The organism is Pseudomonas monsensis (assembly GCF_014268495.2).
Lineage (GTDB): Bacteria > Pseudomonadota > Gammaproteobacteria > Pseudomonadales > Pseudomonadaceae > Aquipseudomonas > Aquipseudomonas monsensis.
In genome coordinates, this window is record NZ_CP077087.1 from 6,188,895 (window position 1) to 6,203,611 (window position 14,717).

Below are 14,717 nucleotides of genomic sequence, written 5' to 3' on the forward strand. Positions count from 1 at the left end.
CTGACGCCTTCGCGAGCAAGCTCGCTCCCACATTTGATCTGCGTTGTTCTCTGATCCTCAGCTTGTCAGTTTGCCCCTTCGACGCCACACTATCGCTCATGAAAAACGTCAGCCCCAGCTACCTCAAGCATCACTTCCTGATCGCCATGCCACACATGGCCGACCCGAACTTTGCCCACACCTTGACCTACATCGTCGAGCACACGGCCAATGGCGCCATGGGGCTGGTGGTCAATCGACCGCAAGAGCTGAACCTGGCTGACATCCTCGAACAACTGCGCCCGGACATCGAGCCGCCAGCACTCTGCCAGCACGTACCGATTTTCATCGGCGGCCCGGTGCAGACTGATCGTGGTTTTGTCCTGCACCCGGCCGGCCAGATGTTCCAGGCCACCGCGCAACTGGACGGCGATCTGGCGCTCTCCACTTCCCAGGACGTGCTGTTTGCCATCGCGGACGGTGCAGGCCCGGCGAAAAGCCTGATCGCCCTCGGTTACGCGGGTTGGGAAGCCGGGCAACTGGAGGCCGAACTGGCCGACAACGCCTGGCTGACCTGCCCGTACGATGCCGACATCCTGTTCAACACCAGCAGCGAACTGCGTCTGGAAGCGGCGGCACGGCACCTGGGGATCAACCTCAGTCTGCTGACCAGCCAGGCAGGCCACGCCTGATGGCCCTGCGTCTGATTCTCGGCTTCGACTACGGCACCAAACAGATCGGCGTTGCAGTCGGCCAGGTGATTACCGGCCAGGCCCGCGAGCTGTGCACCCTGAAAGCGCAGAACGGCGTTCCGGACTGGAACCAGGTCGAAGCGCTGTTCAAGGAATGGAAACCCGACGCCGTGGTGGTTGGCCTGCCGCTGAACATGGACGGCACGCCCAGCGAAATGTGCCTGCGCGCCGAGAAATTCGCCCGACGTCTCAACGGCCGCTTCAATGTGCCCTTCTATACCCACGACGAACGCCTGACCACCTTTGAGGCCAAAGGCGAGCGACTGGTGCGTGGCGGGCAGAAAGGCAGTTACCGCGACAACCCGGTGGACGCCATCGCCGCCGCTCTGCTGTTGCAGGGCTGGCTCGATGAAAACACTGCATTGTTTGAATCCTGACAAGCGCTTCGGCGCTTTTCTTTTGAGCTACGACCCGAGCCGCGTCCAAGGACCCGGCTCGACCCCAAGAAGGAGCAACCATGAGCCTGCCAAATCCCGCCGAGCTGATCAGCCAGATGGCGACCCGCCTCAAGGCGCACCTTGCCCAGCGTGAGATCCGCGAACCGCGTTACATCGGCATCCGCACCGGCGGTATCTGGGTCGCGCAGGCCCTGCTCAAGGAATTGGGCAGCGATGCGCCACTGGGCACGCTGGATGTTTCCTTCTACCGCGACGACTTCAGCCAGAACGGCCTGCACCCGCAAGTGCGCCCCTCGGCCCTGCCCTTCGAGATCGAAGGCCAGCATCTGGTGCTGATCGACGACGTGCTGATGAGCGGCCGCACCATCCGCGCCGCGATGAACGAACTGTTCGACTATGGCCGCCCGGCCAGCGTGACCCTGGTCTGCCTGCTCGACCTGGACGCCGGCGAGCTGCCGATCCGCCCGAACGTGGTCGGCGCGACCCTGTCGCTGGCCGCCCACGAGCGGGTCAAGCTGTCCGGCCCCGAGCCGCTGACGCTCGAACTGCAAGACCTGAACCCTTAATCCGCCCTATTGAGAGTCCCCTTCGCGATGACGCCTCTAGATACCAAGCGCCCGCTGCAGCTCAATGATCAGGGCCAGCTGCGCCACTTCCTCTCGCTCGACGGCCTGCGCCGCGAGTTGCTGACGGAAATCCTCGACACTGCCGACTCGTTTCTCGAAGTCGGGGCCCGGGCGGTGAAGAAGGTCCCGTTGCTGCGCGGCAAGACCGTGTGCAACGTGTTCTTCGAAAACTCCACGCGCACCCGCACCACCTTCGAACTGGCGGCCCAGCGGCTGTCGGCAGACGTGATCACCCTGAACGTGTCGACCTCGTCGGCCAGCAAAGGTGAAACCCTGCTCGACACCCTGCGCAACCTCGAAGCCATGGCCGCCGACATGTTCGTCGTGCGCCACGGCGATTCCGGTGCGGCACACTTCATCGCCGAGCATGTCTGCCCACAGGTGGCGATCATCAACGGCGGCGACGGCCGTCACGCCCACCCGACCCAGGGCATGCTCGACATGCTCACCATCCGTCGGCACAAGGGCGGTTTCGAAAACCTCTCGGTGGCGATCGTCGGCGACATCCTGCACTCGCGGGTGGCACGCTCGAACATGCTCGCGCTGAAAACCCTCGGCTGCCCGGACATCCGCGTGATCGCGCCGAAGACCCTGCTGCCGATCGGCATCGAGCAGTACGGCGTGAAGGTTTACACCGACATGAACGAAGGCCTGAAGGACGTCGACGTGGTGATCATGCTGCGCCTGCAGCGTGAGCGCATGACCGGCGGCCTGCTGCCGAGCGAAGGCGAGTTCTACCGCCTGTTCGGCCTGACCACCGCACGTCTGGCCGGGGCCAAACCCGATTGCATCGTCATGCACCCGGGGCCGATCAACCGTGGCGTGGAAATCGAATCGGCGGTGGCCGACGGCCCGCACTCGGTGATCCTCAATCAAGTCACCTACGGCATCGCCATCCGCATGGCCGTGCTGTCGATGGCCATGAGCGGGCAAACAGCGCAACGTCAATTCGAGCAGGAGAACGCCCAGTGAAGCTCAGCATTCTCGGCGCCCGCGTCATCGATCCAAGCACCGGCCTGGATCAAATCACCGATATCCACGTTGAAGCCTGCAAGATCGTCGCCCTCGGCGCCGCGCCGGCCGGTTTCACTGCCGTCGAAACCATCGACGCCCAAGGCCTGGTCGCCGCGCCCGGGCTGGTCGACCTGAACGTCGCCCTGCGCGAGCCGGGCTACAGCCGCAAAGGCAGCATCGCCAGCGAAACCCGCGCAGCGGCGGCTGGTGGCGTAACCAGCCTGTGCTGCCCGCCGAAGACCAAACCGGTGCTCGACACCTCGGCGGTGGCCGAACTGATCCTCGACCGTGCTCGCGAAGCCGGCAACACCAAGGTGTTCCCGATTGGCGCGCTGAGCAAAGGCCTGGACGGCGAACAGCTTGCCGAGCTGGTGGCGCTGCGTGACGCCGGTTGCGTCGCGTTCGGCAACGGTCTGGAGAGTTTCCGCAACACCCGCACCCTGTGCCGGGCACTGGAATACGCGGCCACCTTCGATCTGACGGTGATTTTCAACTCGCAGGATCACGATCTGGCGGATGGCGGCCTGGCCCACGAAGGCGCGGTCGCCAGCTTCCTCGGTCTGCCGGGCATTCCGGAAACGGCGGAAACCGTGGCCCTGGCCCGCGATCTGTTGCTGGTCGAGCAGACCGGCGTGCGCGCGCACTTCAGCCAGTTGACCAGCGCTCGCGGTGTGGCTCTGATCGCCCAGGCTCAGGCCCGTGGCTTGAAGGTCACGGCGGATGTCGCGCTGTACCAGTTGATCCTCACCGATGAAGCGCTGATCGACTTCAGCAGCCTCTATCACGTGCAACCGCCGCTGCGCACCCGCGCAGACCGCGATGGCCTGCGTGAGGCTGTGAAATCGGGTGTGGTATCGGCAATCTCCAGCCATCACCAGCCGCATGAACGCGACGCCAAACTGGCGCCGTTCGGCGCGACCGAGCCGGGCATCAGCAGCGTCGAGCTGCTGCTGCCGCTGGCGATGACCCTGGTCGAGGATGGTCTGCTGGATCTGCCGACCCTGCTCGCGCGCCTGAGCGCTGGGCCTGCGGACGCGCTGCGCCTGCCGGCGGGCAAACTGGCGGTGGGCGGTGCGGCAGATATCGTGCTGTTCGATCCGCAGGCTTCGACGGTGGCTGGTGAAGGCTGGTTGTCGAAGGGTGAGAATTGCCCGTTCATTGGCCACACTTTGCCGGGTGTGGTTCGCTACACGCTGGTGGATGGGCGGATCAGTCACCAGGCTTGATACCGCGTCGCCCCTTTCGCGAGCAAGCTCACTCCCACAAGGATCACCGTGAACCCTGTGGGAGCGAGCTTGCTCGCGAAGCTTTACTGGAAGGCGCCTCTGCCTTCGGCATTACGCACCGAGACCTGATCATTCAGCGTCCAGAAGTCATACAGCACCCCGACAAAGAACAACCCGCCGGTCAGCAGATACAGCAACCCGCTGATCCACTTGCCCTGGTACATCCGGTGCACGCCGAACACCCCCAGGAACGTCAGCAGAATCCACGCCACGTTGTACTCGATCGGCCCGGCAGCAAAACGCAGATCGGCCTCGCGATCCATCGCCGGGATCAGAAACAAGTCGATCAGCCAGCCAATACCCAACAAGCCAAAGGTGAAGAACCAGATCGTCCCGGTGACCGGTTTGCCGTAATAGAAGCGGTGAGCGCCGGTAAATCCGAAGATCCACAGCAGGTAACCGATGATTTTGCTGTGGGTGTCCTTTTCGTTCACGCGGGGTAGTTGATAGCGGTTCATGAAGACCTCGATTCACACGATAGATAAATATTCTTGAATTCTTTGTGACTTTTTTACAGGTAGCCGACGTATGGCAAATGTTACCGTGTCTCCCGTCAAAGCCTTACAGCACCGGACTTCTGTCGGACAATTGCGTCTTTTTGCCGCTTATTTGGTTCCATTGTCAGCCGATTGAATCGACCAACGGCCTCGGAATCGAAAAAAAAGCTGTTATAAAGTTGCGCGCAAACCCATAAGAGCCACGCCTAATGCGACCATTTTTCAAGACATGGCTAACTATTTGCCTATTAATGCCACTGGCCGCCCACGCCACCAATCGTGAGCAACGTCTTCCCAACGTTAACGGTTTCACCCCTAAATCCCATGCTTCGGCTCCTTCGAGCAAGAGCAGCAAACAAACGAAACACACCACGCTCGCCAGCAACAATCACGGCAAGCTGGTTCCACCGATGGCGAACAAGGAAAGCAGCAACGTCCTGAGCCGCGCGGTGAACGTCCTCGGTACTCCATACCGTTGGGGCGGCAGCAGCCCAAGTAAAGGCTTCGACTGCAGCGGTCTGGTGAAATATGCGTTCAACGACGCCACCTTCGACCTGCCACGCACCTCCAATGCGATGGCCAGCGGTCACGGCGAGAAAGTCGAGCGCAAGGATCTTAAGCCAGGCGACCTGATTTTCTTCAACATCAAGAGCCGTCGGGTCAACCACGTTGCCATCTACCTGGGCAACGACCGCTTTATCCACGCACCGCGTCGTGGCAAAGCAGTGAGCATCGACACGCTGAACAAGCCGTATTGGGAACAGCATTACGTGGTTGCCAAGCGTGTGTTGCCGAAAGAACCGGCCGGCAAGCAGATGCGCGTCGTTCAACGCTGAACTGACTGATCCGCAACGGGTATCGCCAGCACTGACCTCTTCGCGAGCAAGCTCGCTCCCACAGGTGAAAGCATTCCAATTGAAGGAATGCAATCAATTGTGGGAGCGAGCTTGCTCGCGAAAGGGCCGGTTAGAACACCGAAAATCCCCCTTAGAAATTATCCGGCGTACGCGCCTTCTCCCGCGCATGCTCGCGGCTGATCAAACCCTTGGTCACCAGATCCTTCAGGCACATGTCGAGTGTCTGCATTCCCAACGAACCACCGGTCTGAATCGCCGAATACATCTGCGCCACCTTGTCCTCGCGGATCAGGTTACGGATCGCCGACGTTCCCAGCATGATCTCGTGCGCCGCCACCCGCCCGCCGCCGATCTTCTTGATCAGCGTCTGTGACACCACTGCCAGCAGCGACTCCGACAGCATCGAACGCACCATCGACTTTTCGTCCCCGGGGAACACGTCCACGACCCGGTCGATGGTTTTCGCCGCCGACGTGGTGTGCAGCGTGCCAAACACCAAATGCCCGGTCTCGGCAGCGGTCAAGGCCAGGCGAATGGTCTCCAGGTCGCGCATCTCGCCGACCAGGATCACATCCGGGTCTTCCCGCAATGCAGAACGTAACGCGGTCGCGAAACTGCGGGTATCACGGTGGACCTCACGCTGATTGATCAGGCATTTGCGCGATTCGTGGACGAACTCGATCGGGTCTTCGATGGTGAGGATGTGATGATGACGGTGGGTATTGAGGTAGTCGATCATCGCCGCCAGCGTGGTCGACTTGCCGGAGCCGGTCGGCCCAGTGACCAGCACCAGCCCGCGCGGGGCGTCGGTGATCTTGCGAAAGACATCGCCCATGGCGAGGTCTTCCATGCTCAGCACTTTCGAGGGAATGGTGCGAAATACCGCGCCGGCGCCACGGTTCTGGTTGAAGGCATTGACCCGAAAGCGCGCCACGCCGGGGACTTCGAACGAGAAATCCGTTTCCAGGTGTTTCTCGAAGTCGACCCGCTGGGTGTCGTTCATGATGTCGTAGATCAGTTCGTGCACCTGCTTGTGATCCAGCGCCGGCAGATTGATTCGCCGCACATCGCCATCGACACGAATCATCGGCGGCAGACCGGCCGACAGGTGCAGGTCGGAAGCGCCTTGTTTGGCGCTGAAGGCCAGCAGTTCAGTGATATCCATAGCGCTCCTCAATTCCAGTAGAATGCCGCGAACCTTCAGACCGCCGGCGCCTCTTGATGTCCACGATAGCAGACAACATTGCCCTCGTTAGTTCACGCATCCACGCCGCGACCGCCGCTGCCGGACGCCCTGAAAACAGCGTGCAGCTCCTGGCCGTGAGCAAGACCAAACCCGCACAGGACCTGCGTGAAGCCCATGCTGCAGGCCTGCGCGATTTCGGCGAGAACTATCTGCAGGAAGCCTTGGGCAAACAGCTCGAACTGGCCGACCTGCCCTTGATCTGGCACTTCATCGGCCCCATTCAATCGAACAAGACTCGCGCCATTGCCGAGCATTTCGACTGGGTGCACTCCGTGGATCGCCTGAAAATTGCCCAACGCCTGTCCGAACAGCGCCCGGCCGAGCTGCCGCCGCTGAACATCTGCATTCAGGTCAACGTCAGCGGTGAAGCCAGCAAGTCCGGCTGCACCCCGGCCGACCTGCCGGCACTGGCCGAGGCCATCAGCGCCCTGCCCCGGCTGAAACTGCGCGGGCTGATGGCGATTCCCGAGCCGACCGAAGATCGTGCCGAACAGGACGCCGCGTTTGCTGCCGTGCAACGTTTGCAGGCCAGCCTGAATCTGCCGCTCGACACACTGTCCATGGGCATGAGCCACGACCTCGAGGCGGCCATCGCCCAAGGCGCCACCTGGGTGCGGATCGGTACGGCCCTGTTTGGTGCCCGCGACTACGCCGCCCACTCTTGAACGCTTCTAGATAAGGACCAAACATGAGCCACACACGTATTGCCTTTATCGGTGCCGGCAACATGGCCGCCAGTTTGATCGGCGGCTTGCGCGCCAAAGGTCTGGAAGCCAGCCACATCCGCGCCAGCGATCCGGGCGAAGAAACCCGTAAACGGGTCAGCGCCGAACACGGTATCGAAACCTTCGCCGATAACGCCCAGGCCATCGACGGCGTCGACGTGATCGTGCTGGCGGTCAAGCCACAGGCGATGAAAGCCGTGTGCGAAGCCATTCGCCCAAGCCTGAAACCGCATCAACTGGTGGTGTCGATCGCCGCCGGCATCACTTGCGCGAGCATGACTGCATGGCTCGGCGAGCAGCCGATCGTGCGCTGCATGCCCAACACTCCGGCACTGCTGCGTCAGGGCGTCAGCGGCCTGTACGCCACCAGCGAAGTGACTGCCGAACAGCGTCAGCAGGCCGAAGCGCTGCTGTCCGCCGTCGGCATCGCGCTGTGGCTGAACGAAGAACAGCAACTCGACGCGGTGACTGCCGTCTCCGGCTCCGGCCCGGCGTATTTCTTCCTGCTGATCGAAGCCATGACTGCCGCCGGCGTCAAACTCGGCCTGCCGCAGGACATCGCTGAACAGCTGACCCTGCAAACCGCCCTCGGCGCCGCGCACATGGCAGTTGCCAGCGATGTCGACGCCGCAGAACTGCGCCGCCGCGTGACCTCGCCAAACGGCACCACAGAGGCCGCAATCAAATCATTCCAGGCCAACGGCTTCGAAGCCCTGGTCGAAACAGCACTCGGCGCCGCCGCGCACCGCTCGGCCGAAATGGCCGAACAACTGGGCAAATAAGGAGCCTTACATGATTGGATTGAACACCGCAGCGGTTTACGTGCTGCAAACCCTCGGCAGCCTGTACTTGCTGATCGTGTTGCTGCGCTTCGTCCTGCAACTGGTGCGGGCGAACTTCTACAACCCGCTGTGCCAGTTCGTGGTCAAGGCCACCCAACCGCTGCTCAAGCCACTGCGCCGGATCATCCCGAGCGTGTTCGGCCTGGACATGTCGTCGCTGGTGCTGGCGATTCTGGTGCAACTGGCACTGATGGCCCTGACCCTGCTGCTGACCTACGGCACCACCGGTAACCCGCTGCAGCTGTTTATCTGGGCGATCATCGGCGTCACCGCGCTGTTCCTGAAGATTTTCTTCTTCGCCCTGATCATCAGCGTGATCCTGTCGTGGGTCGCTCCGGGCAGCCATAACCCGGGCGCTGAACTGGTGAACCAGATCTGCGAACCGGCCCTGGCGCCGTTCCGCAAGATTCTGCCAAACCTCGGCGGTCTGGACCTGTCACCGATCTTCGCCTTCCTCGCGCTGAAGCTGATCGACATGCTGGTGATCAACAATCTGGCGGCGATGACGATGATGCCGGAAATCCTGCGCCTGCTGATGTGAGCTGTTTTCGCTGGGACGGGGACGATTTGATCCTCGAATGTCATCTGCAACCGGCAGCCCGCAGCGATGATTTCTGCGGGCTGCACGGGGATCGCTTGAAGATTCGCCTGACTGCACCGCCGGTCGAGGGCAAGGCCAATGCTTACCTTATGGCCTTTCTGGCCAAGGCGTTCGGGGTATCCAAGAGCCAGGTCAGCTTGCTCAGCGGCGAATTGAACCGGCAGAAACGGGTGAAGATCTGTTCGCCGAAGAAGCTGCCGGATTTGCCGGGTCTGGTTGGGCGTCCGTCTTGAGTTTTGCGGCGTCTGCGCCCCTCACCCCAGCCCTCTCCCCTTGGAGAGGGAGCCGATTTGCGTGGTTTTCAAAACCACAGTTCAACTCGATATCCCACGTTGGCGTATCTCGAACATCCCGCCAGTCAGCCCCTCTCCCTCTGGGGGAGGAACCTGATTTGGCTGTTTTTCATGACCTGAGCTCAACTCGATAGATCAGGTCGGTGCAGCTCAAAAGAACACCTCGGTCAGCCCCCTCTCCCTCTGGGGGAGGAACCTGATTTGGCTGGTTTTCAATACCTGGGTTCGACTCGATAACTCAGGTCGGCGTCGCTCGAATGATCACCTCGGTCAGTCCCCTCTCCCCCTGGGAGAGGGTTAGGGTGAGGGCTGCTTGCCGCTAACCCCACCGGTCTTTAGACTTACGCCTCATTTCAACGAGAGCAGGGTCGATGCCAGCTGCCTTTCCCCCCGATTCTGTTGGTCTGGTGACGCCGCAAACGGCGCACTTCAGTGAACCCCTGGCCCTGGCCTGCGGACGTTCGCTGCCCGCCTACGACCTGATCTACGAGACCTACGGCACGCTGAACGCGCAGGCGAGCAACGCCGTGCTGATCTGCCACGCCTTGTCCGGCCATCATCATGCCGCTGGCTATCACAGCCCCGACGACCGCAAGCCCGGTTGGTGGGACAGCTGCATCGGTCCCGGCAAGCCGATCGACACCACCAAATTCTTCGTGGTCAGCCTGAACAATCTGGGTGGTTGCAACGGCTCCACCGGCCCGAGCAGCATCAACCCGGACACCGGCAAGCCGTTCGGCGCCGACTTCCCGGTGCTCACCGTGGAAGACTGGGTGCACAGCCAGGCGCGTCTGGCTGATCTGCTCGGCATCCATCAGTTCGCCGCCGTGATCGGCGGCAGCCTCGGCGGCATGCAGGCCTTGCAGTGGACCATCACCTACCCGGATCGCGTGCGGCACTGCCTGGCGATCGCCTCGGCGCCCAAACTGTCGGCGCAGAACATCGCCTTCAACGAAGTCGCGCGTCAGGCCATCCTCACTGACCCCGAGTTCCACGGCGGTTCATTCCAGGAACAAGGCGTGATCCCCAAGCGCGGGCTGATGCTGGCGCGGATGGTCGGGCACATCACCTACCTGTCCGACGACTCGATGGGCGAGAAATTCGGCCGTGGCCTGAAGAGTGAAAAGCTCAACTACGACTTCCACAGCGTCGAGTTTCAGGTCGAAAGCTACCTGCGCTATCAGGGCGAAGAGTTCTCCGGGCGTTTCGATGCCAACACTTATCTGTTGATGACCAAGGCGCTGGACTACTTCGATCCGGCGGCGAACTTCGACGATAACCTGGCGAAAACCTTCGAGAACGCCACAGCCAAGTTCTGCGTGATGTCGTTCACCACCGACTGGCGTTTCTCCCCTGCCCGCTCGCGGGAGCTGGTGGACGCGCTGATGGCTGCGCGCAAAGACGTCAGCTACCTGGAAATCGACGCGCCACAGGGCCACGACGCCTTCCTGATTCCGATCCCGCGTTATTTGCAGGCGTTCGGTAATTACATGAACCGAATTACGGTGTGAACAAGCCATGAGAGCTGATCTGGAAATCATCCAGGAATGGATCCCCGCCGGCAGCCGTGTGCTCGACCTCGGTTGCGGCGACGGCGAACTGCTGACCTGGCTGCGCGACAATAAGCAAGTCACCGGTTATGGCCTGGAAAACGACCCGGACAACATCGCCGAGTGCGTGGCCAAGGGCATCAACGTCATCGAACAGGACCTGGACAAGGGCCTGGGCAACTTCGCCAGCAACAGCTTCGACATTGTGGTGATGACCCAGGCACTGCAAGCCGTGCATTATCCCGACAGGATCCTCGACGAAATGCTCCGGGTCGGGCGCCAGTGCATCATCACCTTCCCCAACTTCGGTCACTGGCGCTGCCGCTGGTACCTGGCGAGCAAGGGCCGCATGCCGGTGTCGGAGTTCCTGCCGTACACCTGGTACAACACGCCGAACATCCACTTCTGCACCTTCGAAGACTTTGAAGAACTTTGTCGCGAACGTGATGCGAAGGTCATTGATCGGCTTGCCGTGGATCAACAGCACCGCCACGGGTGGGCCAGTAAGCTATGGCCTAATCTGTTAGGTGAGATCGGTATCTACCGCGTCAGCAGCCCGGTGCTTGCAGATCACCGGATCGCGGTCTGAACCACGACATTTCGAGGAGAACGATCATGGGTCGCTTGATTACTGTGCTATTGGCCGCCTGCCTGAGTCTGTCTGCGGTGGCCGCCGATGCCATCAAGGGCGAACGCAAGGAAGTGTTCGGTGACGTCACCGTGCACTACAACACCTTCAATTCCACCTTCCTGACACCCGACATCGCCAAAGCGGCCGAGCTGATCCGCAGCAAGAACCAGGGCGTGATCAATGTCTCGGTGATCAAGGACGGCAAACCGTTGAGCGCCAACGTCACCGGCACGGTCAAAGACCTGACCAGCCAGAGCGTACCGCTGAATTTCCGCCAGGTCACCGAACAGGGCGCGATCTACTACATCGCCCAGTACCCGGTGGAGCAGCAGGAAACCCGCACCTTTGAAATCAAGGTGCAGAACGGCGACAAGATCCACACCATCAATTTCAACCAAGAGCTTTTCCCCGGCGAATGATGAACCTCAAGCAACTCGTACTGGCCAGCCATAACGCCGGCAAACTCAAGGAACTCCAGGCCATGCTCGGCGAATCGGTGCAACTGCGCTCGATCGGCGAATGGAGCAAGGTCGAGCCGGAAGAAACCGGCCTGTCGTTCGTCGAGAACGCGATCCTCAAGGCGCGCAATGCCGCGCGCATCTCCGGTTTGCCGGCGCTGGCCGATGACTCCGGCCTGGCAGTGGACTTCCTTGGCGGTGCCCCGGGCATCTACTCGGCGCGCTACGCCGACGGCAAGGGCGATGCGGCGAACAATGCCAAGCTGCTCGACGCCCTCAAAGACGTGCCGCAAGCCGAGCGCGGCGCGCAGTTCGTCTGCGTGCTGGCTCTGGTGCGCCACGCTGATGATCCGCTGCCGATCCTTTGCGAAGGCCTGTGGCACGGGCGCATCCTCACCGCCGCCAGCGGCGAGCACGGTTTTGGCTACGACCCGCTGTTCTGGGTGCCGGAACGTGACGTGTCCAGCGCTGAACTGAGCCCGGCCGACAAGAACCAGATCAGCCACCGCGCCCGTGCAATGGATCTGCTGCGCCAGCGTCTGGGCCTGAAATGACCGACAGCCCCTCTGCGTCGTCGCTGATCATCGGCGGCGCCGCTTCTTCGCCTCGGGCGCCGCTGCCAACGCTGCCGCCCCTGGCGCTGTACATCCACATCCCGTGGTGTGTGCGCAAATGCCCGTATTGCGATTTCAACTCGCACACCGCCAGCCCTGTGCTGCCAGAAGAGGAATACGTCGACGCGTTGCTGGCCGATCTCGATCAGGACCTGCACGCCGTTTACGGCCGTGAAATCAGCTCGATTTTCTTCGGTGGCGGCACGCCGAGCCTGTTCAGTGCCGAGGCGCTTGGGCGCTTGCTCAAAGGCGTCGAGCAACGCATTCCGTTCGCCCACGACATCGAGATCACCCTGGAAGCCAACCCCGGCACCTTCGAACAAGAGAAGTTCGTCGCGTATCGCAAGCTGGGGATCAATCGCCTGTCGATCGGCATCCAGAGCTTCCAGCAGCAGAAGCTTGAGGCCCTTGGACGCATCCACAACGGCGACGAAGCGGTGCGCGCGGCCGGGATGGCGCGGCAGGCCGGGTTCGATAACTTCAACCTCGACTTGATGCATGGCTTGCCCGATCAGTCGCTGGAAGATGCCTTGAGCGATCTGCGCCAGGCGATCGAACTGAAACCGACGCACATCTCCTGGTATCAGCTGACACTGGAGCCGAACACCGTGTTCTGGAACCAGCCGCCGGTGCTGCCGGAAGACGATACGCTGTGGGATATCCAAGAGGCCGGACAAGCGCTGCTGGCCGAGCACGGTTACGCGCAATACGAAGTGTCAGCCTATGCCCAGCCCGGTCGCCCGGCGCGGCATAACCTCAATTACTGGAGTTTCGGCGACTTCATCGGCATTGGCGCGGGTGCGCATGGCAAGCTCAGCCACCCGGACGGACGCATCGTTCGCACCTGGAAGACGCGCCTGCCGAAGGACTATCTCAACCCGGCCAAGAGCTTCCAGGCTGGCGAGAAAGCCCTGAGCAATGACGAGATGCCGTTCGAGTTCCTGATGAATGCCTTGCGCCTGACCGCCGGCGTCGAGTCGCATCTGTACCCGGAACGCACCGGCCTGTCGCTGGACACGCTTGCCGAAGGCCGGCGCGAGGCCGAACAAAGCGGTCTGTTGCAGGTCGAACCGTCACGTCTGGCGGCTACCGAGCGCGGACAGCTGTTTCTCAACGACTTGCTGCAACAATTTCTGACCTGACTTCAGTCCCAAGGGAAAACGCATGGATTTGATACTCGACCTGCTCGCCACGGTGTCCCGCTGGAGCCGCAGCAACCTCTCGGAAATTGCCCTGGCCCTGGTGGGCTGCCTGCTGGTGCTGTTCGGCGCTGACTTCAAAGGCTGGGTCGAGCAACGCCTGGGCAGTATCGCCGGCGCCCTGCGCGTGCCGCTGATGGCGCTGCTGTGCATGATCGGCAGCGGCGCCGCGCTGATCTACGCCACGCCGTGGGTGATCAAGGGTTTGAGCCAGTTCAACAACTACAGCCTGGCGCCGGTGTTGTTGGTGGTGCTGGTGTTGATTGGCGTCGTCGCTGACCGCCGCTGAATCTAATGCACCAAAAAACACTGTGGGAGCGGGCTTGCCCGCGATGAGGCAATAACACTCAACATTTTTGTCGACTGTTATGCCGCCATCGCGGGCAAGCCCGCTCCCACAGGTTCATCTACAGCCTGAGATCAGGACAGTTTCTCGAACTTCAGATCCCACACGCCATGCCCAAGTCGTTCGCCACGGCGTTCGAACTTGGTGATCGGGCGTTCGGCCGGGCGCGTTACGCACTTGCCGTCTTCGGCGAGGTTGCGGTAGCCCGGGGCGACGTTCATCACTTCCAGCATGTACTCGGCATACGGTTCCCAGTCGGTGGCCATGTGCAGAATGCCGCCAACCTTCAACTTGCTGCGCACCAGCTCGGCGAACGACGCCTGAACGATACGGCGCTTGTGGTGACGGCTCTTGTGCCACGGATCCGGGAAGAACAGCATCAGGCGATCGAGGCTGTTGTCGGCGATGCAACGGTTGAGCACTTCGATCGCGTCGCAATCGTAGACCCGCAGGTTGGTCAGGCCCTGGGTCAGCACGCCATTGAGCAGCGCGCCGACACCCGGACGGTGCACTTCAACACCGATGAAGTCCTGATCCGGCGCGGCCGCGGCCATTTCCAGCAGCGAGTGGCCCATGCCGAAACCGATCTCCAGCGAGCGCGGCGCCGAGCGGCCGAACACCTGGTCGTAATCCACCGGCGCATCGGCCAGCGGCAGCACGTACAGCGGCGCGCCCTGGTCCAGACCGCGCTGCTGGCCTTCGGTCATGCGCCCGGCGCGCATCACGAAACTCTTGATGCGGCGGTGTTGGCGCTCGTCGCCTTCTTCCGTCTGGATAGGCGTGTCGTTCGATTCAGTCATCAA

Annotated in this window: 19 protein-coding genes; 16 read left to right on the forward strand and 3 right to left on the reverse strand. The window is 61.7% G+C overall.

Annotated elements, in window-relative coordinates:
* Positions 1-98: 98 nt before the first annotated feature.
* From HV782_RS27375 to HV782_RS27395, 5 genes are all read left to right on the forward strand, one after another.
* Positions 99-671, forward strand: coding sequence for a YqgE/AlgH family protein (locus HV782_RS27375; RefSeq protein WP_123469539.1), 573 nt, complete (start codon positions 99-101; stop codon positions 669-671).
* The gene (gene ruvX, locus HV782_RS27380; RefSeq protein ID WP_003229101.1) at positions 671-1,108 is read left to right on the forward strand and encodes a Holliday junction resolvase RuvX; all 438 of its coding nucleotides are present in this window, start codon (positions 671-673) and stop codon (positions 1,106-1,108) included. Before HV782_RS27375 ends, ruvX begins: the two co-directional genes overlap by 1 nt.
* An 80-nt stretch (positions 1,109-1,188) precedes the next feature.
* Entirely contained in the window at positions 1,189-1,695 is a 507-nt protein-coding gene (gene pyrR / locus HV782_RS27385) for a bifunctional pyr operon transcriptional regulator/uracil phosphoribosyltransferase PyrR (RefSeq protein ID WP_186747129.1), read from the forward strand.
* Positions 1,696-1,722: 27 nt separating this feature from the next.
* On the forward strand, positions 1,723-2,727 hold the full coding sequence (locus HV782_RS27390; RefSeq protein WP_003229107.1) for an aspartate carbamoyltransferase catalytic subunit: 1,005 nt from the start codon (positions 1,723-1,725) through the stop codon (positions 2,725-2,727).
* Complete coding sequence (locus HV782_RS27395) at positions 2,724-3,995, forward strand: dihydroorotase (protein WP_186747127.1); 1,272 nt, start codon at positions 2,724-2,726, stop codon at positions 3,993-3,995. Before HV782_RS27390 ends, HV782_RS27395 begins: the two co-directional genes overlap by 4 nt.
* Positions 3,996-4,078: 83 nt before the next feature.
* On the opposite strand, the gene HV782_RS27400 is transcribed toward HV782_RS27395, so the two are convergent.
* Positions 4,079-4,513, reverse strand: a complete 435-nt coding sequence (locus tag HV782_RS27400; protein ID WP_186747125.1) for an NINE protein — start codon at positions 4,511-4,513, stop codon at positions 4,079-4,081.
* Between the two features lie 248 nt (positions 4,514-4,761).
* Here HV782_RS27400 and HV782_RS27405 point away from each other — a divergent pair, with 248 nt between their 5' ends.
* Positions 4,762-5,388, forward strand: coding sequence for a C40 family peptidase (locus tag HV782_RS27405; RefSeq protein WP_128615070.1), 627 nt, complete (start codon positions 4,762-4,764; stop codon positions 5,386-5,388).
* Between the two features lie 151 nt (positions 5,389-5,539).
* Here the strand turns inward: HV782_RS27405 and HV782_RS27410 are convergent, their stop codons facing one another.
* Positions 5,540-6,574: a type IV pilus twitching motility protein PilT gene (locus HV782_RS27410; protein WP_007953348.1), complete on the reverse strand. Its 1,035-nt coding sequence runs from the start codon at positions 6,572-6,574 to the stop codon at positions 5,540-5,542.
* A gap of 56 nt (positions 6,575-6,630) precedes the next feature.
* Between HV782_RS27410 and HV782_RS27415 the strand changes: the two genes are divergently transcribed.
* From HV782_RS27415 to HV782_RS27460, 10 genes are all read left to right on the forward strand, one after another.
* The gene (locus HV782_RS27415; RefSeq protein ID WP_123469549.1) at positions 6,631-7,320 is read left to right on the forward strand and encodes a YggS family pyridoxal phosphate-dependent enzyme; all 690 of its coding nucleotides are present in this window, start codon (positions 6,631-6,633) and stop codon (positions 7,318-7,320) included.
* A 23-nt stretch (positions 7,321-7,343) separates the two neighbouring features.
* The gene (gene proC, locus HV782_RS27420) at positions 7,344-8,162 is read left to right on the forward strand and encodes a pyrroline-5-carboxylate reductase (RefSeq protein ID WP_186747123.1); all 819 of its coding nucleotides are present in this window, start codon (positions 7,344-7,346) and stop codon (positions 8,160-8,162) included.
* 10 nt (positions 8,163-8,172) lie between these two features.
* Complete coding sequence (locus HV782_RS27425; protein WP_123469553.1) at positions 8,173-8,763, forward strand: YggT family protein; 591 nt, start codon at positions 8,173-8,175, stop codon at positions 8,761-8,763.
* Complete coding sequence (locus HV782_RS27430) at positions 8,760-9,056, forward strand: DUF167 domain-containing protein (RefSeq protein ID WP_186747121.1); 297 nt, start codon at positions 8,760-8,762, stop codon at positions 9,054-9,056. Before HV782_RS27425 ends, HV782_RS27430 begins: the two co-directional genes overlap by 4 nt.
* A 431-nt stretch (positions 9,057-9,487) precedes the next feature.
* Positions 9,488-10,627, forward strand: coding sequence for a homoserine O-succinyltransferase MetX (metX, locus tag HV782_RS27435; RefSeq protein ID WP_123469557.1), 1,140 nt, complete (start codon positions 9,488-9,490; stop codon positions 10,625-10,627).
* A 7-nt stretch (positions 10,628-10,634) separates the two neighbouring features.
* On the forward strand, positions 10,635-11,255 hold the full coding sequence (gene metW, locus HV782_RS27440) for a methionine biosynthesis protein MetW (protein WP_123469559.1): 621 nt from the start codon (positions 10,635-10,637) through the stop codon (positions 11,253-11,255).
* 26 nt (positions 11,256-11,281) lie between these two features.
* Positions 11,282-11,716, forward strand: a complete 435-nt coding sequence (locus HV782_RS27445) for a DUF4426 domain-containing protein (RefSeq protein ID WP_128616409.1) — start codon at positions 11,282-11,284, stop codon at positions 11,714-11,716.
* A complete protein-coding gene (gene rdgB / locus HV782_RS27450; protein ID WP_128616408.1) occupies positions 11,713-12,309 on the forward strand; it encodes an RdgB/HAM1 family non-canonical purine NTP pyrophosphatase in 597 nt (198 codons plus the stop codon). Before HV782_RS27445 ends, rdgB begins: the two co-directional genes overlap by 4 nt.
* A complete protein-coding gene (gene hemW, locus HV782_RS27455; RefSeq protein ID WP_225931041.1) occupies positions 12,306-13,511 on the forward strand; it encodes a radical SAM family heme chaperone HemW in 1,206 nt (401 codons plus the stop codon). The genes rdgB and hemW overlap by 4 nt, the downstream gene beginning before the upstream one ends.
* Before the next feature lie 22 nt (positions 13,512-13,533).
* A complete protein-coding gene (locus tag HV782_RS27460; protein WP_095186985.1) occupies positions 13,534-13,857 on the forward strand; it encodes a DUF3392 domain-containing protein in 324 nt (107 codons plus the stop codon).
* Positions 13,858-13,988: 131 nt separating this feature from the next.
* On the opposite strand, the gene trmB is transcribed toward HV782_RS27460, so the two are convergent.
* Positions 13,989-14,714 carry a tRNA (guanosine(46)-N7)-methyltransferase TrmB gene (trmB, locus tag HV782_RS27465; protein ID WP_186747119.1) on the reverse strand — a complete coding sequence of 242 codons (726 nt, stop codon included), beginning with the start codon at positions 14,712-14,714 and terminating at the stop codon, positions 13,989-13,991.
* Between the last annotated feature and the right edge of the window lie 3 nt (positions 14,715-14,717).